Raw genomic sequence first — 25,119 nt, forward strand, 5'->3', positions numbered from 1 at the left:
ATATAATTAATCCTTAAAACCAATAGAAAAGGTTTTACTATTGGAGAAAAAAAATCCTCTCTTAAGGATAAAAGATAAAATATTAAAACTATTATACTATAAACTAAGGGGAAATTAGAAGAGAATTTATGCAATTATCATGTAATTTTAAATATTAAAAAATTTTGAAGGGAAAAACAAGAAAATATTTATATTTAGGTAATAATTAGAGCTTAAGGATAATATAGATATTCTAGGAAATTTAAATCCTATGAATGAAGCAATGAACTTATTTATATAAAGTAATAAATCTACGAAAAATTATTTTAGTGTAATAAAATTTAGGTTTTATATAAGGGTTTTAGGGAGAGTTTTATATTATAGGAGGTTATTATGGTTAAATCTAAAAAAGAAGAAATAATTGAATTGGTTAATAGCGGCAAAACTAAAAGTGATATTTTAGAATTAGGATATGCTAAATCCTATGTAACAAAAGTATTAAATGCATATCTAAAAGAGAGAGTTTTAAAAGATACAGAGGTTGTTGAAGAAAATAAAGAAAAGGAAGAACAGATGGATACTGAGCATCAATGTTGTGGGGAATGTCCAAGTTGTTCTAAATGCACTAATTGTTTAGAAGAAATAAGTGAACTTTATAAAAATGAACAATTAGAACAATGTAAGGAATTTGAGGAAACTAAGTTAGAAGATGTTGAAGATTTGACAAAAAAATGTGAAAAGGTAGAGTTGGAGAACGTAAAAAAACTATTGAGATCTATAGGGGAAGTTATAGATTTAATGAATAAGGAAAAGGCAATTTTAGATAATATAAACTTATCTTTAACTCAATATGTAGTAAATAAAGAGATTGATAAATAAAACTATAGACAAAACAGCACTATATACTTTGCAATATTAAATCTACATCATAGTAATTTATTAGATATTAAGTTTTTTTATCCTATAAAATATGAATGTAATGTATTTAATGCAATATATATATAATTTTTAAAAAGTAAAGAATATAATAATTGATGAAAAGATTGATGAAAAATATTTATAAATAGAGAATTTAAATAATATATTAAATGAAAATACATTAAAACTGAGAAAATATAAAAAATGAAAAGATTATTTGAAAACCTAATTATATACTATGAATTTTAAATTTAAGTTAGAGAGATAATATATAAGTAATTTTAGAACAGAAAAAAGTTCGTGAAATAAGTAAAATTAAATTTACTTTAAATAAAGCAAAAATACGAACTATTTTTCGTGAATATAGTCGAAATATATGAATATTATAGTGAATTAATGATAAATTCATGATATTATATATATGTTCGAAAAAAAATACGAACGATAACTTGAAATATCAAGAAAAAACACACGGGTTAAAAAAGTAGGGGGTATTTAATTATGTATGATTTAATAATCATAGGAGCTGGTCCAGCAGGGATTTTTACAGCATTAGAATTAGTCAAACAAAAGACTAATAAAAAAATATTACTTATCGAACAAGGAAAAAGAATAGATAAGAGATATTGTCCTAAGGAAAAAACAAACAAATGTGTAAATTGTAAACCATACTGTCATATTACAACTGGCTTTTCAGGTGCTGGTGCCTTTTCTGATGGAAAGCTTTCTTTAAGCTATGAAGTTGGAGGAGAGCTACCTACTTTAATAGGAGCTAATACTGCTCAGGAGTATATTGATTATACAGATAAGATATATTTGGAGTTTGGTGCAGACCCTAAGATTGAAGGATTAGGTCAAGAAGAAAATGTAAAAGAAATTAGAAGAAAAGCTATAGAATCTAATTTAAAACTTGTTGATTGTCCTATTAGACATTTAGGAACAGAAAAGGCACAAGAAATATATTTGAAAATTCAAAACTACTTATTAGATAATGGAGTAGAAATAAAATTTGATACAGTAGTAAAGGATTTAATTATTGAGGATTCAAAAATTAAGGGAATTATTATAGTAGATGCTTTAACTAAGAGTAAGAAAGAGGAAGTATTTGCTGATGCAGTTGTTGCAGCTGCAGGAAGAAAAGGCGCAGATTGGTTAAGTGAAATGTGTGAAGTTCACAATATAAATCATAGAACAGGTACTGTAGATATAGGAGTACGTGTAGAAATAAGAAATGAAATAATGGAAAGAGTTAATAATGTTTTATATGAATCAAAGTTAATAGGTTATCCAGCACCTTTTGATGATAAGGTTAGAACTTTCTGTCAAAATCCTGGAGGCTTTGTATCTCAAGAAAACTATGATAATGATTTAGCTATAGTTAACGGACATTCATATAAAGAAAAAAAATCTCATAATACAAATTTAGCTATTTTAAGTTCACATAATTTTGCAGAACCTTTTAATAAGCCTATAGAATATGGTAAGAAAGTAGCAGAATTAGTTAACCTTTTAGGTGGAGGACAGATTTTAGTTCAAAGATATGGAGACATAATTGAAGGAAAGAGAACATGGCAACATGAATTAGAGAGATCTAATGTAGTTCCTACATTAAAAGATGCCGTAGCAGGTGACTTAACATCAGCTATTCCATATAGAACAATGACTAATATTTTAAATTTCATAGAGGCTATGAATACATTAGTACCTGGTTTTGCAAGTAAAGAAACACTATTATATGGTCCAGAAATAAAATTCTACAGTAATAAAGTAGATATTGATACTAACTTTGAGAGTAGTGTAAAGGGATTATATTGTTTAGGGGATTCTTCAGGATGGACTAGAGGACTTATGATGGCATCTGCAATGGGTGTTATGATGGCTAGAAAGTTAGAAGATAAATAAAATTTTAAATTTAGATATATTAATAAGTTCAGTACTTATATTTAGGATATCCTTGTCAAGTAAATTGGCAAGGATATTTTTTATTTGGAACTGTACAAAGATAAAACTCATATGTTATAATACATATAGAACAACTATAATATATATAGCAATAATAAAAATAAGTGAGGATTACCTTTTTAGATTAAGACAGAAGTATAAAAGGTAAGTTTAATAATAAATTATTGCTTAAATAAAAAGGAGAGTTATAAGAGATAAGATTAGTAAAACTTTTGAACATAGGAAAAGAAAATTAAAAAGATAAATTTAAGTGTGCTATAAAAGTAAGAAAGAAAGGAGGAATTGGTGAGAGATTAGTAGATAAAGTATACTTTCTCACTAAATTTAAATTATGTTAATAGTTATAGATTTTGAAAGTGAAGAACCTATTTATCAGCAACTCAAAAACTCCATAATGAAAGGGATTTTGACTAATGAATTAAAGGAGGGGGAGAGTTTACCTTCAGTTAGAGAAATGGCTTCGGATATTGGGGTAAATATGCATACAGTTAATAAGACCTATAACTTATTAAAGGAAGATGGACTTATTAATATAGATAGACGAAAAGGTGCAATTGTATCAAAGGATAAACAGAAACCTACAGAGGAATATAAAGCTAAACTCAAAAGTAATTTAGATAATATTATAGTTGAGAGTTCCTTAAGAGGGATAAATGAAGAAGAATTTTTAGATATATGTAAAGAGTTGTATAATCAATATACAGTTTAGGGGGGAGTATCATGAATGGAGAATTAAGTATGTTCTTTTTTATGAGTATTTGTTTAGTTATTATAGGTGCAACATTTTTATTTATACCAAGTATGAGTAGAGTAGATATATACTTTGGTATTAGAATGCCAAAGTTTTTAAGAAAAAGAGAAGATATGAAGAAGATAAGAAGTAGATTTAATATTAATATTATAAGTTATACAATAGCAACTATTTTAGTTTATGCAATAGGATATTATTTAATTTACAAATGGGCATTAGGAGAGAACTTTCAAGCTTCATGGCTTATTTTTATCACCTTAGTACAAATGGCTTTATTACAACTTGCATATTATATTGCATACAAAAGTGTAAGAACTATAAAAGCAAAGGAAAAGGATAGTGGAAATTGGAATGTTGCTAGAAAAATATCAATTGTGGATACAAAGTTAAGCAAAGAAATAAATAAGGTTAATTATTGGTGGTTACTTCCTTTCATTATTATTTTATTTGAGGTTATACTTGTTGCTAGTAATTACAGCAATCTACCAGAGCAAATTCCTATGCACTACAATTTAGCAGGAGAAGTTGATAGATATACTAATAAGACACCTTTAAATGCAATGATGCTACCTATAATTTCCTTTGGAATGACAGTATTTTTGTATGTAACTACTGTAATAACTAAAAGATCCAAAAAGGAAATAAACTCTTTAAATACAGAAAAATCTAGAGCTCAACTTAGATTATATTATAAATATTTAGAGGTATTTATGGCTATAACTTCAGCAATGTTAGGTATTACGTTTTTAATTGGAGATCTTTCCTTGGTTGGAATTGTATCTTCTAAATATATGATGAGTATAATTCTTATAATAAGTTTAATTCTTGTGGTATTTGCAACTGTATTCTTTATTAAAATAGGTCAAGGTGGATGTAAATTAAAGATTAAGGATGTTGAAGATAAAGAAGAAGAGGAGTTATTTATAGATAAGGATGACGATCAATATTGGATTATGGGAACTTTTTATTATAATAAAGAAGATCCATCATTAATGGTAGAAAAAAGATCAGGGGGAGGTTGGACTGTTAATTTAGGTACAACTTTAGGAATGATTTTAACAATAGCACCAATAATTTTAATAATAGTACTATGTATCGCAATACCAATGAGAGGGTAATAAATGAGTAAAATTTATTTAGTAACTAAACTTGATTTTACCTATGGTGAAGAGGATTTATAATAATATATAAGCAATAAAAAAACTACTGAGGTGACAAGGGTCTCAGTAGTTTTTCTAATTTACTTGATACAATTTTTTACTTAATATATACATAGACGTGTTTACTTGAATAAGATATAGTCAAAGTTTTAACTTTCTTTAGTAATATTATGTTTTTATTATACAAATAATACTTAAAGATGTAAAATAGCATTTATTTATAAAAAAACATCTATCTATAGATAAAACCTATAGGAGTTATTAAGTTAAACTTAAAATTTTTATGTATATAATACAATAATTACTTAGTATATGTATCTTTAATTTAGGGTGTTGAAATAAATATAAATGCATAAAATTGAATATAGATTATATAGTTTTTGAAGTTGAGAAATAACATACTTGTAAAGCAGTTAAATATATAAGAAGCTTATTTTACTTTGTAATTATAAATTTGAAGTATAAATAGTTAATTTTAGAGAAAATTAATAATAAGTTGTAACTATTTAATGGTTATAGATTTTGAATATCTTAATTTAACTTTGGTTTATTAAGATAGCTTAGGAGTAATGCGAAATGAATAAGAAAGTTATAATTATAGGCGCTGGAATAAGTGGATTAACAACAGCAGCGAGATTGTTAAGTAGAGGCTATGAGGTAAAAGTAGTTGAAAAACAAAGTGGTGTTGGTGGGAAGCTTAGAAGGGTTGAAGGAAAAGGGTATAAGTTTGATTTAACAGCATCTATTATGATTATGCCTAGTAATTATAAGGATGTTTTTAAAGATGTGGGAAAGAATATTGAGGATTATATTAAGATAAAGAAGTTACACACCTTATACAGAGTAAATTTTAGTGATAAGTACAATTTTGAAATATATGATGACATAAATGAAACTATGAAAATGATGCAAGGGTTAGAGTTTAGAGAGGATATTTCCTATATAAAATTTATAGAGGATGCCTATAGCACATATAAATTTATTGATAAGAATATTCTAAGAAAATCCTTTCTTCATATTGAGGATTATGTAAATTATAAATTGGTGAGCAAAGGATATAAGTTAAAAGGGTTTAAATCTAGTTATGAATATATTTCTAATTATATAAAGAGTGAGAAATTAAGAGAGTTTTTAAGTTTTCAGTGTTTATACATGGGTATATCTCCATATAGTATGCCAGCCATATATTCCATGATTCCAGCGGTTACGCAGGTTCAAGGAATAGGATATGTTGAAGGAGGAGTTTATAGTTATGTTAAAGTCTTAGAAAAATTGGTATTAGATCTAGGTGGAGTTATAGAGTTAAATAGTGAGGTAAAGGAGATACTTGTAGATAAGGAGAAAGTAACTTCCGTTATAACTACTAAAGAGTATGAGAAGTGTGATATTGCCATAAGTAGTGCTGATTATTCATATACAGTGGAGAAACTTCTTATTGATAATACACTTAAGGAAAGAAAACTAGAAAAGAAAATAAATGATTTAGAATACTCCTGCTCTACCTTTATATTAAGGTTAGGAGTAAAGAAAAAATATAATGCTCTAAAGGTACACAACATGTACATAGGTGAGAATTTTAAAGAAAATATAGAGTGTGTATTTGAAGGGGAGCTACCTCAAAATCCACCACTATACATATACTGTCCTAGTGCCGTAGATCAATCTATGGCAGAGGGTGGCGGTGAAAGCATGAATGTAATGGTTAGAGTACCTAATCTTCAACTATCCAATATAAGTTGGAATGACAATGATATATTAATGTTTAGAAATAAGGTGATTAATAATTTAAAGAAAATAAATGGGTTAGAGGATATAGAAGATAACATAGAGTATGAAACTTATTTAACCCCTGTGGATTTAGAAAGAGAGTACAGTTGTTATAAGGGAGCAGCCTTTGGAATACTTCCTAATATAAAGCAAATTACATATAAAAGACCTAAATGTAAGTTGAAAAATATAAAAAATCTCTATTTTCTTGGAGACTCAGTTCATCCAGGTGCAGGAATGTCAATAGTGCAACTTGCTACTAGAGAATTAGTTAATGAGGTTGAAAGAGATACTGAAAATACTACTATACACAAGAGGGATAATAACAAGAAGCATAAAAATAATAAAGATATGAATAAGAAACGTAAATAGAAAAATCAAAGATATAAAAAACATAAGGACCAATAATAAATAGTATAAAGATTAAGCTTATAGTATTAAATTAAGCTTAATATATAATTTCTAATTAATATTCTTCATTTGCTTAATCTTTATATTTACTCTATACTCAGGGTTACATGTAAATAAAATGAATATTGTTTATTAAAATACATATTAAGAGTTTAATATTAAAATATGGCTGTCTAACTAAAATATATAGTTTATATATTAATGTAATGAAATAAGTTACATTATATATAGTTAAATTTTTAGAATGACAGCCTATTTTCTTCTATCCGCCTAAGGTTACATCTTGAGTATTGTACCAAGATAAGGCATCAAAAAAGTGTTGTCTTTTGAAATCAGGCCAAAAGTCCTCTACAATATAAAAGTCAGAGTAAATAGATTGAACAGGTAGAAAACCACTTAATCTTCTTCTTCCACCCCAACGAATTATTAAATCGATTCTAGATATATCGTTAGAATGAATAACTTGACCTATATTTTTTAAAGTTTCGTCACATTCTTTTATTGGGTTTAAATCCCACTCCCAACCGTAGTTTACTAAAAAGTTAACCTTAAGGCCACCTTTACCAAAGGTTCTACGAGTTGTATAGGGGTAGAGTTCCTTAGGAAACATATTGGATTTTGTATTACCAACTACTAAAAGTTCAGCGTCTTCTTTTGTTAGCATTTCTACAGCGTCTATACAAGCCTTAGTAAAAGCAAGTCTTTGAAGAGTAGAACGCTTAGTATTATCTATTGTAAATCCATAATAAGTTATTTCCTTTATGCCACATTCTTTACATAACTTAAAAAGTTCTAAACCTGGGTCAAGACCTAAGTCATATCCTTGTTCTTTTGATAGTCCATTAGATTGAGCCCATCGTCTATTACCATCGGGAATAATACCTATGTGTTTTGGTAGTCTCAAAAAAATCACTCCTAATTTATAAAATTTCAATAACTGCTTACATTAATTATTTACAATACAGAAATTTTTATACAATATATGTAATGTTATGGATGAAAAATTTGAACAAAGCTTAAAGAAAAAGATCATATAGAACTTTCTGAAATTGACAAGGAATTTCACTAAGTATATAATCACTTTAGCAAATAGCTATGTATTAAAACCATACAGTAAGATAGTATAAATAGTTTTAATCACATATAAATTTAGTTAATTGGAGATGAATATGAGAAAAATAATAAAATTAGCTAGTATAATCATGATAGCTTCTATGTTATTAATGGGATGTTCAAAAATAGAATCAGCAGAAAGTGTTGTAAATGAGTTTTTTAGTAAAATACAAAATATAAAAATTGATGAGGCTGATGAATATATCATAAAAGAAGATATGCCAAAGGACGCAGAATTAGAACTAATACAAGGCAATGATGAGGGTAACTATGAGAAAGATGGATATGAAAAGTTTTCAAAGTTATTATATGGAGATTTAAAATATTCTATTATATCCTCTAAGGAAAACTCAGATGGTGATGTTATTGTAACTACTGAAATAGAAACTTATAATATGTTGTCAGCAATTGATAAGTTTATAGAGAGATACACTCAGGTAGATTATGAAAATTATCAAAAAGAAGAAAATGAGAAAATATCTCAAAATGATTTAAAGTCAATAGGGAATCATATAATAAAAGATGTGTTAAATAACGAGGAATTAGTTAGAGAAAAAAACACCATAGATATTACCTTGAAAAGAAAGTTAGGAGTATGGAAAATCGAAATGTCAGAGCCCTTGTTTAGAATTTTTTCAGTAGGTACTTTAAGTTATTAATTAAAAGAGTCCTAGAATAAAGTTATGTATAATTATACATATTTACTCTAAGACTCTTTTTACTATGATCAATATAAATTATTATCTACGCTAGAACTTTACTATTCGCTTTAATTCAGAGTTTTTTTCAACTAGTGACTTAGTATCAAATGTAACTAAGACTATGTTTACACAAAATTTAAGAAAAGTTATCATAAAACATCCTCCTATGTACAAAATAGTATTAACATAAGAGCAGTATATATTCTATGTAATTAGTAGCAATAAAATTAAAAAATGTGAAATAAATATGAAAATAAAAGCTAGTCATATATTAATTTACATAACTAACTTTTATTATAAAAAAATTTATGAAGTTTTATTCTTGTTTGAAAAGATCAGGTTGTTTTGCGTAAAACTCTATATAACCGCATTCGGAACATACACAAGATAAAATATCACTTGCTGTAGAGCTTAAAAATTTAGATGGAGTTTTTCTAAGATTAAAGATTGGTGCTTCAACATAAGTTTGAATCATTTCTCCATTACATTTTGGACAAACATACATGATTAATCCCCCCTAAAGACTGAATATATCAGAATATTTAGATAATTATACCATATAAAAAAATGATTTTCAATGAAAGAGTTTAAAATTCATATAATATATAGTAAAACTTTACATATTAGATTTTATTATATACTATTATCTAATATAAGTATTTAGAATTATATTGAAGATTAAATTAGTTAAATTTTATTTATATAAAAGTTAAAGTTTGTTTATATTGAATTGCACATAATACATATATAATTAATATATGAGAGAATTTCTTAGTGTGTTAGATATTATTTAAAAAAGTATTTTTAATTTGCATTTTATTGGTAATAATATGTATAAAAGAGTTTTTAATAAAATAGGTTTAAATATAAAAAAAAATTACGTATAATAGATATAGTTGCAAAAATATACTGATAAAATATATAAAAAGAGTAAGAAAAAGTTATTACTTTTTAATTTGAGGAGTGATTTACATGGAGAATAATAATGGCGAGGTAAATAAGGCTGTAGAAATATTTAAAGAATGGGGAATACCTATATTATTAGCTTTTGCATTAGTTATATTTATACATAAATTTTTATTTTTTAATATAGAGGTACCTACTTTATCAATGTATCCAACTATCCAAGCAAATGATAGAATTTTAGTAACCAGAGTACATAATACAGATAAATTACAAAGAGGTGATATAGTAGTTTTTCACTCTAATAAGGATGAAAAAGACTTAATTAAGAGATTAGTAGGATTACCAGGGGATACTGTTGAATATACTAAGGAAGGTAAGATGTTTATCAATGGTGAGTTAGTTGATGAGCCATATGTTTTAAACCCAGGTGGAAAAGCAGGGAAATTTGAAGTACCACAAGGGAACTTTTTGTTTATGGGAGATAACAGAAGTGGATCAGAGGATAGTAGATCTTGGGAAAATCCTTATATAACTCAAGATAAGATAATGGGAAAAGCACAAATTGTTATATTCCCATTTAGTAGATTTGGAAAATTAAAATAAATAATTTACAAAAAAGAAAAAATCCTTTTAAATGAGTCATTTTTTATAGAATAAAAGCATTAATAGTTATATAATGATTAATGGTATGTTCTTAACAAAAGAAAAATAAGTAAGTTGAGGTTTGGGGGGCATTATTAATAGTTATGAAAAGTTTTATGAATGTTAAATCAGTAACTACCATAGTATGTGGTATAGTGTCCTTTGTTTGTATTATAATAATAGCTAGTACCTTTGGGGTAAGAAACGTAGACCCAAATAATAAAGAGGAAACTAATAACCCTAGTAGTGACTTTTATGATGGAAAAGTTCTAGAGAATATTAAAGGGCCAATAAATGAAGAAAGAGCTCTTGAAATATCAAAGCAATGTATAAAGATATATTTTGAAGATGATGTAGATAGTTTAAATTTAGAGCATAACTTAAATCTAAAAGAAGGTATAGGAACAGAAAAAGATTTATTTATAATAAATTGGTTAGATATTAAAACATCACAAAGCAAGTATATTACATCTATAAGGAAAGATAGTGGATATATAGAGCAGGCAATGAAGGTCAATTACGATAAAGGCAACAACATAGAAGTAATAACATCTTTGGGAGTTGAAAATTTAGTGAAATCTTTTTTGAAGAGGGTATATGGAATAAGTAATTATGATAATACTAATCTTGTTATAGAGAAGGATAGTCATTACGGATACAAAGCGAAATTTGAAAATTTTACATCTAAAAAGACTAAAGTTATACTTGGAATAGACCCGTACAAAGGAATAATAGAAAATATTACCAATATTCATGAATGATTTATAGGCTGTTAAACATAATGTTTAACAGCTTTATTTAAATAAAAAAATATATTTTTGTACTTAAAGCAAACAGTGATTTAAATAATAAGATAGGAATAATAGAAATTATAAGTGGCAAAATCACATAATAAACTTAATGAAAGCTTCATTGAATGTATATTTTAATTTAATTATTTAATAAATATAGTGGTTAGATATTAGAATAGCTGTGTAAGATTAAATTAGAATATATGTATAATGTTAATTAGAAATATAATATAAATTTTATTTTAGAAATGGAGGTATTTAGTGAAGAAAGGTAAATACAATGCACTGATTTTTCACTAAAGATGAATTATGAAAAACTTAAATGAAATTTTAGATAATCAAAGAGCGTTTTTCTTAAGCGGAAAAACTATGGATATAGAGTTTAGGATAGAGCAGTTAAATAAATTAAGAACCTCTATTATTAAGCATGAGGAAGATATTTTAGATGCTCTTAAGAAGGATTTAAATAAAAGTAACTTTGAATCTTATGAAACAGAGTTAGGTATAGTATTAGAAGAAATAACTTTAATGAGTAAGAATATAAGAAAATGGAGTAAGGATAAGAAAGTAAAAAGTCCATTAATGCATTATAAAACTGATACTTATATTCATTCGGAACCCTATGGAGTGGTACTTAATATAGCTCCTTGGAACTATCCATTTCAGTTACTTATGGCACCATTAATAGGAATAATAGCTGGTGGTAACTGTGCTATGCTAAAACCATCTAAATACTCTATAAGTACAAGTAAAGTTATAGAAATTATAATAAGAGAAGCCTTTGATGAAAATTACATAACTGTAGTAGAAGCAGAGGGTGGAAGAGAGTCTATTCAAGCTTTACTTCAATTAAGGTTTGATTATATATTCTTTACTGGAAGTGTAGATGTTGGGAAAGTTGTCATGGAAAATGCAGCTAAACATTTAACACCTGTTACTTTAGAATTAGGTGGTAAGAGTCCTTGTATAGTTTGTAAAGATGCAAAACTTGAAATTGCTGCTAAGAGAATAGTTTGGGGTAAATTTTTAAATGCAGGTCAGACCTGTGTTGCACCAGATTATTTATTAGTACATAAGAATGTTAAAGAAGAGTTACTTAAAAATATTAAAAAGAATATAATAGAATTTTTCGGTGAAAATCCTAAAAGTAGTAATGACTTTGGACGTATAATAACTAATAAACATGTAGAAAGATTAGCTTCATATTTAAGTTGTGGAAGTGTTTATTTTGGTGGAAAGTATGATGTTTCAGAAAAATATATGGAACCTACTATTTTAACTGATATTAGTTTCGAGGATGCGGTAATGCAAGAGGAGATTTTTGGTCCTATTTTTCCTGTTATAGAATTTGAGGATATAGATGATGTCATAAATATACTTAAGCATAAAGAAAAACCCTTAGCTTTATATTTATTTACTGAGAGCAAGGAAATTGAAAATAAGGTTGTTAAGAGAGTTTCATATGGAGGAGGATGTATAAATGATACTATTATTCATGTTGCATCTTCTTATGCACCCTTTGGAGGAGTAGGTAATAGTGGTATGGGAGCTTATCATGGAAAATATAGTTTTGACCTATTTACTCATCAAAAGAGCATATTAAAAAAGAGTAGTAAATTTGATATTAAGGTGAGATATGCTCCTTATAAAGATAAGCTAAATTTATTGAAAAAAATAATGAAATAACTAAGGAAAAATAATTATTCAATTATTAAAATAAATATAAAAAATTTGTAGAAATATAAAAATATAAGTGATAGAATAACATTTGGAAACATAGAGGGATTAAATTATAAAATTTAAGAAACTGTGGAATAAATAAAGGTATAGAAGTTATATACGAAAGAACTTTGGAGGGAGATAAGGATAAAATGAAAATTAATCTAATTGGAGTTCCATTATTTTATGGATGCGATAGAAAGGGCGTAGACTTAGGTCCAGACTATTTAAGAGCTAGAAATTTATCACAGGTTTTAAAAGCACATGGTCACGAAGTATATGATTTAGGAAATATATTCGTGGAGAAGAAACAAGAAAGCGATAAGTATAGTTATCATTCACATATGAAATACTTAGATGCTATCATTGATGTAAATGAAAACTTAGCTAATGCAGTATTTTGCAGTAAAGAAGCAGGATATTTTCCTTTAGTATTAGGTGGAGACCACTCTTTAGGATTAGGAAGTATTTCTGGAATTGCAAAACACAATAATGACTTTGCTGTTATTTGGGTTGATGCCCATGGAGATATAAATACTCCAGAAACTTCTCCGAGTGGTAATGTTCATGGAATGCCATTAGGAGCAGCTATGGGATTTGGAGTAAGTGAACTTACAGAACTATGTTTTAAGGGGATAAAGGTTAAACCTGAAAATGTATTTATTGTAGGAGCAAGAGATTTAGATGCAGGTGAGGTAGAATTAATAAAAAATAAAAATATTAATGCTTACTCAACAGAAGAAGTTAGAAGTCAAGGCATAGAGTCAATTATGAAGGACATATATGCTAAGTTAAATGAAAAAAACATAAAAAATGTGCACTTAAGTTTTGATATTGATTGTATCGATTCTAAGTTAGTACCAGGAACAGGAACACCAGTGGAAAATGGAATGACAATAGATGAGGTTAAATTCTTATTAAAATCCTTAGGCCAAAGTAACTTAGTAAAATCAATGGATTTTGTAGAGTTAAATGCAGAGTTAGACAACACTGATGATACTTTAGATTTATGTATGGAATTATTAGATCATACTTTTACATATTTTAAATAAATTAATACTTAAAAAATTAAGTTCTATAAAAAGCGTAGTTAAAGCTTTTTATAGGGCTTTTTTATTTTATATAATTATTTTTATTTTAAGGGGTATACTAGTTTTATTGATAAGAAATAACATAGAAAGGCGTGATGAACTAATGAAGAAAAACAGAGCTTTAAAGTTATTTTTATCTATAATATTAATATTTTCATACAGCTTTACAGGAATAATACCCGCATTTTCTACTAAGGTTTTTGCAGCAGAGCAAGTAGAGTTTAAGGTTGGAAATATCTATTGTGGATTCAAATTAACTGAGGAGAAAATTTTACCTAACAACTCAGGAGAGGCTAGAGTATTTGTACATGAAAAAAGTGGAGCTAGACTGTTTCAATTAAAAAATGAGGATGAAAACAAAATGTTTTCTATAGGGTTTAGGACGCCTTCTAAAAATGATAAGGGTACAGCGCATATATTGGAACATTGTGTGTTAGTGGGAGGAAGTGAAAAGTATCCTATAAAGCAATTATTTAAAGAATTGCTACAAGTATCTATAACAAAGGATTTAAATGGTTTTACAGCACCAGATATGACAGTATACCCCTTTAGTACAACTAATGAAAAGGAATTTAATAACTTAATGGATGTATACTTAAATATGGTCTTTAAGCCTAGACTTTATGAGGATGAACGAATATTTAAAGAAGAAGCATGGCATTATGAACTTAACAAAGAAAGTGACCCTATAAAATATAATGGGGTTGTTTATAATGAAATGAAGGGTTCCTTATCAGCGCTTAATTCAAAATTATATAATTCAATTATGCAGAGTTTATACCCAGATACAAATTATCAATATGTTTCTGGTGGGGTTCCAAGTGAAATTCCAAAGTTAAGTTTTGAAGAATTAAAAGATTTTCATAAAGAGTATTATCATCCTTCAAATAGCTATATATTTATATATGGAAATACTGACATCACAAGTAAACTAGGAGCTTTAAATAATAATTATTTAAAGGATTATGATAAATCAGAAGTTAACTCACAGGTTCAAAAGCAAGAACCCTTTGAAAGTCAAAGAGAGAATCAATATGAATACATTGTAGATGAAAAAGAAGATATAAAAAATAAAAGTGTTTTAAGTTTAAATTATGCTATAGGAACTAGTGATAATGAAGAATTAACTACAGCTTTTAATCTTATAAATTATATTTTATTTAATAATCCATCTTCACCAGTAATAAAAAATTTAAATAAGGCTGGTATAAGTAACGTATCAGGAGTTTTTAGTACGGGACAATATCAACCATTTTTATCTATAATTGCTACTAATGCATCAGAAGAAGAAAAGGATTTATATAAATGGGTTATAGAGGATTCATTAAAGGATATAGTTCAAAATGGAATAGATAAAGAAATAATAAAAACAACTATAAATAGATTAGAATTAGATGTTAGAGAAAATAGTGGATATAGTAGTAAAACAGGAGCATCTTACAATTTATCTATTTTAAATCAATGGATTTATGATGCAGATCCTATGAATATTTTTGATTCACAACAGATAATAAAGTGTCTAAATGATTCTTTAGAAGGTAATTATTTAGAAGGAATAATAGATAAATATATCCTAAAAAATAATCACAGCACATTAAATGTTATGAGTCCAGTACATGAAAGTACTAGGAGTCATAATGATGAAGAAGTAGTCTTAAAGGAATATAAAGAAAGTTTAAGTAAAAAAGAAATAGCAAAATTAATAAAAGATAATGAAGAGTTAAGAGAATGGCAAAATGAATCAGAAAGTAAGGAAAACTTAGATAAAATACCTAAGGTAACTTTAAATGATTTAAATCCTGTAGTAGAGAAAACCCCATTAAAAGTAGAACAGTACAAAGGTACTAAAATATTACATCATCCAATGAATACAAATGGAGTAATTTCTACTAATTTTTATTTTGATAGTTCAAAGGTACATGAAGAACAAATTCCTTATGTACAATTGTTATCAGATTTAATGGGCAATGTTGGAAGTGAGGAGTATTCTATAAATGAACTTCAAAAGCTTGAACAGCAGTTATCTAAAGGAATTTCATATAGTGCAATGAACTTTATATCTAAGGATGATAGCAATAATTATACTAATAAATTTTCTGTATCTACAGTGGTTTTAGAAAAAAATATTGATAAAATTTTAAAGTTAATTGCATATAATATACAAAACTCGAATTATTCAAATAAAAGTGTTATAAAGCAAAATTTATATGCAATAAAGTGTAATTTAGATAATATATTTTCAGATAATCCAGAGGAATTAGCTATTAATAGAAATCTAGCTTATTTTTCACAAGGAAGAGCATATAATGAGAATTTAAAAGGTGTAAGCTATAAAAATTTTATAGATAATTTATATGAAAATTTTGATCAAGATTATGAAAAAATAATAAAAAATATTCAAGATGTAGCTTATAGAGTTTTTAATGAAAATGACCTAACTATTAGTGTTACATGTGATGATAATGCTTATAAAATATTCAAGAAATCAGTAAATAATGTATTAGATGTATTAAGTACCGACATAATAGAGTCAAAGAATTATGATTTACAATATGATAGTAAAAATGAGGCTATTCCAATAGCATCTAGAGTTCAATATAATTGCCAAGGTTTTAACTTTAAAAAACATGGATATGAATATAATGGTTCTATGGTAGTTATGTTAAATATGCTAGACTTAGATTATTTGTGGAAGAACCTTAGGGTTACAGGAGGAGCATATGGCTATAGAATAATAAACGATAGAAATGGTGACATTGCTATTGCTTCTTATAGAGACCCTAGAGTTGAAAGAACTTATGATGTATATGCAGGAATTAGTGAGTATTTAAGTAACTTAGATATATCAGAAGAAGAATTTGAAAAATATAAAATAAGTTGTTTATATAAATATTATCATCCACTAACTATATATCAAAAGGTAGCAATTGCTGATAGAGATTATTTTATGGGTGTAAGCGAAGAAGATAGAATAGAAGAGTTGAATCAAATTTTAAATGCTACAATTGATGAGGTTAAGGCATATAGTGAAATGTTTAAAAAAGGCATGGATGAAAATAACAAAACCACAGTGGGTGAGAAAAAGGAAATTGAAAAAAGCAAACATTTATTTGAAAAAATTATATTATTGACTTTTAAATAAAAATGGTATAAGATTTGAAAGTAAATAAACAATTTTTTTTGAGTGAAATTTAAATTTTATAAAAATAAATGCAAAATAACGAATTAATATAAATGAATATTTTAAAGACTAAGAAAAGGAATAGTAAAAGAAAAATCTAAAATTAAATTTTAGAAAGTATTTTTACAGAGAGAAAATCATTTGGTGCAAGATTTTTAAAATACATTCTTTGAACCAGCCTTGGAGTTCTGTACCGAAATAGTAGTAGGCTACAGCGGTTATTACCGTTAATTATTTTAAGTGAGTATAATTTTACTTAAGCTTCAGCGCTTAAATAAAATTGTACTAAATTAGGGTGGCACCGCCGAGACCTCGGTCCCTTTTGGGATTGAGGTCTTTTTATTTTATAAAAAAGTAAAAATTTAACTTAATAAAAGTAAGCAATAATGTATAGATGAAAAGGGAGAAAATTATTATGGCTAAAAATCAAAAACTAGTAAAAGATATTACAGCTATGGACGTTGACTTTGCTAAATGGTATACAGATATCGTAAAAAAGGCAGAGTTAGTTGACTATTCAAGTGTTAAGGGATGTATGATTATACGTCCATATGGATATGCAATTTGGGAGAACATTCAAAAGTATTTAGATGCTAAATTTAAAGAAACTGGGCATGAAAATGTATATATGCCAATGTTTATTCCAGAGAGTCTTTTAGAAAAAGAGAAAAGTCACGTAGAGGGATTTGCTCCTGAAGTTGCTTGGGTTACTCATGGTGGAAGTGAAGAACTTACTGAAAGATTATGTGTTAGACCAACATCAGAAACTTTATTCTGTGAACACTATGCAAGAATAGTTCAATCTTATAAGGATCTACCAAAGCTATATAACCAATGGTGTTCAGTTGTAAGATGGGAAAAAACAACTCGTCCATTCTTAAGAACAACTGAATTCTTATGGCAAGAAGGACACACTATTCATGCTACAGCTGAAGAAGCAGAAGCAGAAACAGTAAAAATGCTAAATGTATATGCAGATTTCTGTGAAAATGTTTTAGCTATGCCAGTAGTTAAGGGTAGAAAAACAGAAAAAGAAAAATTTGCAGGTGGTGTAAGAACTTACACTATAGAAAGCTTAATGCATGATGGTAAAGCTCTTCAAAGTGGTACTTCTCACAATCTTGGAGATAACTTTGCAAAGGCTTTTGGAATTCAATATTCAGATAAAGACCAAAAGAAACAATATGTTCACGAAACATCATGGGGTGTAACTACAAGATTAATAGGAGCAATTATAATGGTTCATGGTGATGACGAAGGATTAGCATTACCACCAAGAATTGCACCAATTCAAACAGTTATTATTCCAATAGCTCAACACAAAGAGGGCGTATTAGAAAAGGCTGAAGAATTAAGAGAAAGAATAGCTAAGGTAGCTAGAGTTAAAGTAGATAGCACTGATAAAATGCCAGGATGGAAATTCAGTGAATATGAAATGAAGGGTGTACCAGTTCGTTTAGAAGTTGGACCAAAGGATATAGAAAACAATCAAGTAGTTCTTGTAAGAAGAGATACAAGAGAAAAAGAAGTTGTTTCTATGGACGATTTAGAAGTAAGAATTCCTCAATTATTAGAAGAAATTCAAACTGCTATGTTTGAAAGAGCTAAAGCTCATAGAGATGAAAATACCTTCGTAGCTACAAACTTAGATGAGTTCAAAGAAATTGCTGAAAACAAACCAGGATTCATAAAAGCAATGTGGTGTGGAGACTTAGAATGTGAAGAGAAAATTAAAGAAGTAGCAGGAACAAGCTCAAGATGTATGCCATTTGAACAAGAAGAAGTATCAGATGTGTGTGTATGTTGTGGAAAACCAGCTAAATCTTTAGTATACTGGGGAAAAGCATACTAATAATATAAATTAAGTTCTTTACTTAGGTGAAAGTTTTAACTTCAGCTAAGGTTTAGAATTATGAATAGATAAAGTGAATTTTTAAGGACTATAAATTTAAATATAAATTTATAGTCCTTTTACAATTTTATAAATATAAAGCTAATGATATTTGAAGCAAATTATTTAGTAAATAAAATTATATTCAACATATATGCTTTATAGCATAGGATAAAGAATATAAAAAATATTGCAAAATATTATTGCAAAAATATATTTACATTACCATAATGTGGTGTTATAATCAGTTTAATGATTTAAAGCATAAAGTTGAAAGGAGATAGTATATATGAAATTTATAAATAAATCTTATGTAAGCAAATTAAACAGATATTATTACGGTAACTACTATTATATGTATTACTGCTTTTTTGCTTACAATAAAATATATAGATTTATTTATAAAGGATTATCAGAGCATATGAGGATTGATAAAAAAGAAGTAGCATTCTCATATTAAGCTAATATACTAGCTTCTAAGTAGAAGTAAAAATATAGCTAAAAGCAATGGAAATTTAAGAGTCCTTTATTAGGACTCTTTTTTATTTGTCTAAAATTTCTAATATCTATAAAAATTAATTGATTTATCGAGGAGGAAGTAAAATGATAGTTGTAATGAAACCAAAGGCGTCTTTAGAGGAAATAAATAAGATAAAGGCAAAAATTATAAGTTTAGGATGTGAGATTCACGAATCTAATGGAGCAAACTACAGTTTATTAGGCTTGGTAGGGGATACATCTAGAATAGATGCACATTTACTTCAAGCAAATGACTCTGTTGAAAAGGTAATAATTGTACAAGAGCCTTACAAGAAAGCAAATAGATTATTTCATCCAGAAAATAGTGAAATAATAGTTGGAGACAGAAGTATAGGTGGAAAAAAATTAAGCATCATGGCTGGTCCTTGTTCCGTTGAAACAGAAGAGCAAATTATGACTATTGCTAAGGATGTACAGGCAAGTGGAGCAACATTTTTAAGAGGTGGGGCATTTAAACCTAGAACTTCACCATATAGTTTTCAAGGTTTAGAGAAACATGGATTAGAATTATTGAAGATGGCTAAAAAGGAAACAGGACTTCCAATAGTAACAGAAATAATGTCAACTTCACATATAGATGATTTTGTAGAAGATGTTGATGTTATACAAGTTGGTGCAAGAAATATGCAAAACTTTGATTTATTAAAGGCACTTGGTAAAACTAATAAACCAATATTATTGAAGAGAGGGTTATCTTCAACAATAGAAGAATTACTGATGTCAGCTGAATATATAATGGCTGGTGGAAATGAAAATGTAATTTTATGTGAAAGAGGAATAAGGACTTTTGAAAAATACACTAGAAATACTTTAGATTTAAGTGCTATACCAGCTATAAAAAAATTAAGTCATTTGCCAGTAATAGTAGATCCAAGTCATGCAGCAGGATTATGGTGGATGGTAGAACCTTTAGCTAAAGCGGCAGTTGCTGTAGGTGCAGATGGATTAATAGTTGAAGTTCATAATGATCCAGCTAATGCTTGGTGTGATGGAAATCAATCTATAACACCTGAAAGGTTCAATAATTTAATGAAAAAATTAAGTGTTATTGCAGAGGTAGAGGATAGAGAAATATAAAAAAAGTTTATTTAGTAAGAGGGGAGGATTTAGTAGGTATAATGTGTAAAACATATTATATTGCTAAAAGAGGCTATGAAAAGTGAAAATCTTAATATAACTATAGTTGGACTAGGGTTAATAGGCGGTTCTTATGCTAAAGCTTTAAGAAAATTTATAAAACCTAATAAAATATGGGCTATAGACAAAAGTGAAGAAAGTTTAAAAGAAGCTAAGGAATTAGGAGTTATAGACGAGGGATTTAATGTTGATGACTCTGTTAATTTAAAATCTGATTTTAATAAAGGAAGTTTTAAAAAGGTTCTCAAAGAATCTGATATAATAATAATGTGTTTATATCCTCAAGATACAGTTAGGTTTTTAAAAGAGAATAATGAAAGTTTAAAAAAGGAATCTATTATTACAGATGTTGTAGGGGTAAAGGGATGGGTAATAGAAGAAGTGAACTCTTTCATTAAAAAAGATGTAGACTTTATAGCAGGACATCCTATGGCAGGCAACGAATTTAGAGGTTTTCACTTTTCAGATGAAGAGCTATTTAAGGATAGCGAATATATATTAATCCCTACTACTAAAAATAAAGCAAAAAATCTTGATATAATACAAGATATAATTTTAAAAATAGGTTTTAGAAATATAAGAATAATGGATTCTAAGGAACATGACAAAACTATAGCTTTTACAAGTCATTTACCACATGTAATAGCTATTAGTTTAGCAAATAGCAAAAATTTAGAAGAAGAAGTAGCTTGCATAGGTAGAAGTTTCAAGGGTGCAACAAGGGTAGCTAATTTAAACTTTGACTTATGGTCTCAGTTATTCTTAAGTAATAGTAAGAATTTGATAGAAGAATTAGATATGTTTAGAGAGGATATAGAATTTTTCAGAGAATTATTAGTGAATAAGGACCTTGATGGATTAAAGGAAGTTATTAAAAAAGCTAATATAAGAAGAGAGGAGATAAATAAGTGAAGAAATTAGATGTTGTACTAAAGGATAAATCCTACCCTATAGTTATAGGAAAGAATTTAATAGATACATTAGGAGAGAGAATTAAGGAGTTTTATAAGGGTACTAAATTAGCTATAGTAACCGATGAAAACTTAAACTCAATATATGGAGAAAGAGTCAAGAAAAATCTAGAGAAAGATGGTTTTGAGGTTAAGTTAATAGTTGTAGCAGCGGGAGAAAAAAGCAAATCCTTTGGAGTTTTACAAGAACTTTATAATGGATTCTTAGACTTTAAGCTTACAAGAAGTGATTTAATTATTGCCTTTGGTGGAGGAGTTGTAGGAGACCTTTGTGGTTTTGCAGCATCAACATTTTTAAGAGGAGTTCCCTTTGTTCAAGTGCCAACCTCACTTTTAGCACAAATAGATAGTAGTGTTGGGGGGAAGGTTGCAATAGACTTAGAAAGAGGAAAGAATTTAGTGGGTAGTTTTTATCACCCTGAATTTGTGCTTATAGATACGGAACTATTAAAAACCTTAGATAAAAGATTTTTATGGGATGGAATGGCTGAGGTTATTAAGTATGGATGTATAAGCTCTAAAGAATTATTTTCAAGATTGATGGAATTTAAGGATGAAGAGGAATTATTAAATAATATAGATGAAATAGTTTTTAAGTGCTGTGATATAAAAAGAAAAGTAGTACAAGAAGATGAAAAGGACAAAGGTTTAAGAATGATATTAAACTTTGGACATACCATAGGACATGGTATAGAAAAGTACTTTGATTATTCTAAGTATACTCATGGGGAAGCTGTGGCAATGGGTATGTATATGATTACAAAAAATAGTGAAGAACTAGGAATAACACAGTTAGGAACAAGTAATAAAATAAAAGAGATACTAAGTAAGTACAATTTAGAATATAACTTAGATAATATAGATATGAAAGAAATAGTTGAATCTACAACTTTAGATAAAAAGAATATAGGAAATAAGATGAACTTAATTTTATTAGAAGAAATAGGTGTGTCTTTTATAAAAAGTATAGATAATAATGAGATAGGAAAATACATTTATTAAAAGGATGGGTGAGCCAATGAAAGAAATTAGAATACTTCCAAAGTCTTTAAGTGGAAAGGTAACAATTCCACCATCTAAAAGTATGAGCCATAGAGCTTTAATTTGTTCAGGATTAAGTAATGGAAAAAGTATAATAGATAATGTTGAATTTTCTAAGGATATAATAGCAACATCAGAAGCTTTAAGAGCTATAGGTGTAGAAATAGTTAATATAAGTGAGGAGTTTTCAGCCTTACAAAAGTTATCAGTAGATGGATGTAAATTCAATGAAAATATAAAAAATAAAGATATAAATTCTAGAAAATGTGAAGACAAGATAGTTATTCAATGTAATGAATCTGGCTCAACATTGAGATTTTTAATACCTATAGCAATGACTTTAGATAAAGCTTTAGAATTTATAGGAAAAGGAAAGTTGGTTGAAAGACCATTAAAAACTTACTACGATATATTTGAAAATCAAGGAATAAAGTATTCTACTAATAATGGGCAATTACCCTTAGAGGTAAATGGTTCTTTAAAAGCAGGTGAATATGAAGTTAAAGGAAATATTAGTTCTCAATTTATATCAGGTTTATTATTTACATTACCCCTATTAGATGGAGATTCTAAGATAATTATAACTACAGAGCTTGAGTCTAAGGGCTACATAGATTTAACCTTAAGTATGCTTAATAAATTTTCTATTAAAATCGAAAACAAGGATTATAGGGAATTTATTATTAAGGGAAATCAAGAATATAAATCAAGAAACTACAGAGTAGAAGGAGATTTTTCACAGGGAGCATTCTTCTTAGTTGGTGGATTATTAAGTGGAGAAATATCAGTTTTAGATTTAGACATAAAATCTCTTCAAGGAGATAAGGAAATACTAGATATAATAAATAAAATGAAGGGGAAATATATAGTAAAAGATGATGAAAATAATAAATCAGTTATAACTAGTAAATGTGAGACTAAAGGTGCGGTTATAGATGCTTCACAATGTCCGGATTTAGTACCAATAGTATCAGTTTTAGCAGCTTTAAGTGAAGGTGAAACAAGAATAATAAAGGCTGAAAGACTTAGAATAAAAGAATCTGATAGACTTAAGGCTATGTGTACAGAATTAAATAAATTAGGGGCAGAGGTTAGTGAAACTGAAGATGGATTAATAATTAAAGGAAAGAAAACTTTAAAAGGAGGAAGAGTTAATAGCTGGAATGATCATAGAATCGCTATGGCTTTAGCAATTGCTTCTATTAAATGTGAAGAAGAAGTTATTATAGAAAATAGTACAGTTGTAGATAAATCTTACCCAAGATTTTGGGATGACTTTGCAAAGTTAGGAGGGGATATTAGTGAGCACAACATGGGGGAATAATATAAAGTTAACTATTTTTGGAGAATCTCATGGAGCAGCTATAGGTGGTGTCATTGACGGTATACCTGCAGGAATAAAGCTTGATGTAGAATTTATAAAAAAAGAAATGGCTAGAAGGGCACCAGGAAACAATAATCTAAGTACTCCTAGAAAAGAAGCTGATGAGGTTGAAATATTAAGTGGATATTTTGAAGAAAAAACTACAGGAACACCTTTGAGCTTTATAATAAAAAATACAAATACTAAGTCAAAGGATTATTCCTTATTTAAAGATATAATGAGACCAGGACACGGAGATTACACTGGTAATGTAAAATACTTTGGTTTTAATGATTATAGAGGTGGAGGGTATTTTTCAGGAAGAATTACTGCACCCTTAGTTTTTGCTGGAGCCATAGCAAAACAAATATTAGAGAAAAAAGATATGTTCATAGGTGCTCATATTAAATCTATATATAATATAGAAGATACTAGTTTTAATGAGCTAGGTATTAATAAAGAAGAGCTACTATCTTTAAAGGAAGAAAGTTTACCTCTTTTAAATAAAGTAGTAAAAGATGATATGGAAGAAATTATTATAAAAGCTAGAGAAGAGGGGGATTCTGTAGGGGGAGTAATTGAACTTATGGTATTGAATCCTGGAAAAGGTTTAGGCGCACCCTTCTTTGACTCTGTGGAAAGTAGATTATCACAAATTTTATTTTCAGTACCGGCAGTTAAGGGAGTTGAGTTCGGAGACGGATTCAATATGGCATGCCTTAAAGGATCGGAATCAAATGATGCTTATGTAATTGAAAATAAAAAGGTGAAAACTAAATCCAATAAAAATGGAGGGATATTAGGGGGAATAACTAATGGAATGCCTATAATATTTAAGGTTGCAATAAAACCTACTCCATCAATATCCAAACTTCAAGAAACTGTTGATATTGGAACTATGACTGAAACAACTTTAGAAGTAAAGGGAAGACATGATCCATGTATAATTTCTAGAGCAATACCAGTTATTGAGTCAGTAACAGCATTGGTAATGTTAGATTTATTTATTGATAGATTGAAAGAAGTAAATTTTAATTAGTGCAATTTAAGAGGGATTGAAAATAAGCTAAGATTAAATATAGTA

Annotated in this window: 20 protein-coding genes and 1 other annotated feature; of the genes, 18 read left to right on the plus strand and 2 right to left on the minus strand. The window is 27.8% G+C overall.

Features of this window, described 5'->3' with window-relative positions:
* Positions 1 to 372 precede the first annotated feature (372 nt).
* From BUA48_RS11125 to BUA48_RS11145, 5 genes are all read left to right on the plus strand, one after another.
* Positions 373 to 858 (plus strand): hypothetical protein, encoded by a 486-nt coding sequence (locus tag BUA48_RS11125; protein WP_072832135.1) that lies wholly within the window; start codon positions 373 to 375, stop codon positions 856 to 858.
* 537 nt (positions 859 to 1,395) lie between these two features.
* Positions 1,396 to 2,799 (plus strand): NAD(P)/FAD-dependent oxidoreductase, encoded by a 1,404-nt coding sequence (locus BUA48_RS11130; RefSeq protein WP_072832136.1) that lies wholly within the window; start codon positions 1,396 to 1,398, stop codon positions 2,797 to 2,799.
* A gap of 391 nt (positions 2,800 to 3,190) precedes the next feature.
* Positions 3,191 to 3,568 (plus strand): GntR family transcriptional regulator, encoded by a 378-nt coding sequence (locus tag BUA48_RS11135; protein WP_072832137.1) that lies wholly within the window; start codon positions 3,191 to 3,193, stop codon positions 3,566 to 3,568.
* Between the two features lie 11 nt (positions 3,569 to 3,579).
* The gene (locus tag BUA48_RS11140; protein WP_072832138.1) at positions 3,580 to 4,728 is read left to right on the plus strand and encodes a DUF1648 domain-containing protein; all 1,149 of its coding nucleotides are present in this window, start codon (positions 3,580 to 3,582) and stop codon (positions 4,726 to 4,728) included.
* 618 nt (positions 4,729 to 5,346) lie between these two features.
* The gene (locus BUA48_RS11145) at positions 5,347 to 6,909 is read left to right on the plus strand and encodes a phytoene desaturase family protein (protein WP_072832139.1); all 1,563 of its coding nucleotides are present in this window, start codon (positions 5,347 to 5,349) and stop codon (positions 6,907 to 6,909) included.
* Between the two features lie 301 nt (positions 6,910 to 7,210).
* Here the strand turns inward: BUA48_RS11145 and BUA48_RS11150 are convergent, their stop codons facing one another.
* Positions 7,211 to 7,852, minus strand: coding sequence for an undecaprenyl diphosphate synthase family protein (locus tag BUA48_RS11150; protein WP_072832140.1), 642 nt, complete (start codon positions 7,850 to 7,852; stop codon positions 7,211 to 7,213).
* Between the two features lie 265 nt (positions 7,853 to 8,117).
* Here BUA48_RS11150 and BUA48_RS11155 point away from each other — a divergent pair, with 265 nt between their 5' ends.
* Positions 8,118 to 8,720: a DUF4878 domain-containing protein gene (locus BUA48_RS11155; protein ID WP_072832141.1), complete on the plus strand. Its 603-nt coding sequence runs from the start codon at positions 8,118 to 8,120 to the stop codon at positions 8,718 to 8,720.
* A 358-nt stretch (positions 8,721 to 9,078) separates the two neighbouring features.
* Here BUA48_RS11155 and BUA48_RS11160 read toward each other — a convergent pair whose 3' ends face one another.
* Positions 9,079 to 9,267, minus strand: coding sequence for a hypothetical protein (locus BUA48_RS11160; RefSeq protein WP_072832142.1), 189 nt, complete (start codon positions 9,265 to 9,267; stop codon positions 9,079 to 9,081).
* Between the two features lie 467 nt (positions 9,268 to 9,734).
* On the opposite strand from BUA48_RS11160, the gene lepB reads away from it, so the two are divergent.
* The 12 genes from lepB to aroC all read left to right on the plus strand — a co-directional run bounded on the left by lepB (position 9,735) and on the right by aroC (position 25,074).
* A complete protein-coding gene (gene lepB, locus BUA48_RS11165; protein ID WP_072832143.1) occupies positions 9,735 to 10,271 on the plus strand; it encodes a signal peptidase I in 537 nt (178 codons plus the stop codon).
* Between the two features lie 143 nt (positions 10,272 to 10,414).
* Positions 10,415 to 11,071 (plus strand): hypothetical protein, encoded by a 657-nt coding sequence (locus BUA48_RS11170; RefSeq protein WP_072832144.1) that lies wholly within the window; start codon positions 10,415 to 10,417, stop codon positions 11,069 to 11,071.
* Positions 11,072 to 11,410: 339 nt separating this feature from the next.
* The gene (locus tag BUA48_RS11175) at positions 11,411 to 12,787 is read left to right on the plus strand and encodes an aldehyde dehydrogenase (RefSeq protein ID WP_072832145.1); all 1,377 of its coding nucleotides are present in this window, start codon (positions 11,411 to 11,413) and stop codon (positions 12,785 to 12,787) included.
* A gap of 185 nt (positions 12,788 to 12,972) precedes the next feature.
* The gene (rocF, locus tag BUA48_RS11180) at positions 12,973 to 13,872 is read left to right on the plus strand and encodes an arginase (protein WP_072832146.1); all 900 of its coding nucleotides are present in this window, start codon (positions 12,973 to 12,975) and stop codon (positions 13,870 to 13,872) included.
* Between the two features lie 142 nt (positions 13,873 to 14,014).
* Positions 14,015 to 17,053: an insulinase family protein gene (locus BUA48_RS11185; RefSeq protein ID WP_143147710.1), complete on the plus strand. Its 3,039-nt coding sequence runs from the start codon at positions 14,015 to 14,017 to the stop codon at positions 17,051 to 17,053.
* 101 nt (positions 17,054 to 17,154) lie between these two features.
* Positions 17,155 to 17,416 (plus strand) — a binding site (T-box leader).
* 91 nt (positions 17,417 to 17,507) lie between these two features.
* Positions 17,508 to 18,944, plus strand: a complete 1,437-nt coding sequence (gene proS, locus BUA48_RS11190) for a proline--tRNA ligase (protein WP_072832148.1) — start codon at positions 17,508 to 17,510, stop codon at positions 18,942 to 18,944.
* 328 nt (positions 18,945 to 19,272) lie between these two features.
* A complete protein-coding gene (locus BUA48_RS15620; RefSeq protein WP_178138976.1) occupies positions 19,273 to 19,443 on the plus strand; it encodes a hypothetical protein in 171 nt (56 codons plus the stop codon).
* A gap of 143 nt (positions 19,444 to 19,586) precedes the next feature.
* Positions 19,587 to 20,600 carry a 3-deoxy-7-phosphoheptulonate synthase gene (gene aroF, locus BUA48_RS11195; protein WP_072832149.1) on the plus strand — a complete coding sequence of 338 codons (1,014 nt, stop codon included), beginning with the start codon at positions 19,587 to 19,589 and terminating at the stop codon, positions 20,598 to 20,600.
* 75 nt (positions 20,601 to 20,675) lie between these two features.
* Entirely contained in the window at positions 20,676 to 21,572 is an 897-nt protein-coding gene (locus BUA48_RS11200; protein ID WP_072832168.1) for a prephenate dehydrogenase, read from the plus strand.
* Complete coding sequence (gene aroB, locus BUA48_RS11205) at positions 21,569 to 22,633, plus strand: 3-dehydroquinate synthase (protein WP_072832150.1); 1,065 nt, start codon at positions 21,569 to 21,571, stop codon at positions 22,631 to 22,633. The genes BUA48_RS11200 and aroB overlap by 4 nt, the downstream gene beginning before the upstream one ends.
* 16 nt (positions 22,634 to 22,649) lie before the next feature.
* Entirely contained in the window at positions 22,650 to 23,996 is a 1,347-nt protein-coding gene (gene aroA, locus BUA48_RS11210) for a 3-phosphoshikimate 1-carboxyvinyltransferase (RefSeq protein ID WP_072832151.1), read from the plus strand.
* Positions 23,974 to 25,074, plus strand: a complete 1,101-nt coding sequence (aroC, locus tag BUA48_RS11215; protein ID WP_072832152.1) for a chorismate synthase — start codon at positions 23,974 to 23,976, stop codon at positions 25,072 to 25,074. The genes aroA and aroC overlap by 23 nt, the downstream gene beginning before the upstream one ends.
* The last annotated feature ends 45 nt before the right edge of the window (positions 25,075 to 25,119 follow it).

This window comes from Clostridium collagenovorans DSM 3089, from assembly GCF_900130005.1.
Taxonomy (GTDB): Bacteria; Bacillota; Clostridia; order Clostridiales; family Clostridiaceae; genus Clostridium_D; species Clostridium_D collagenovorans.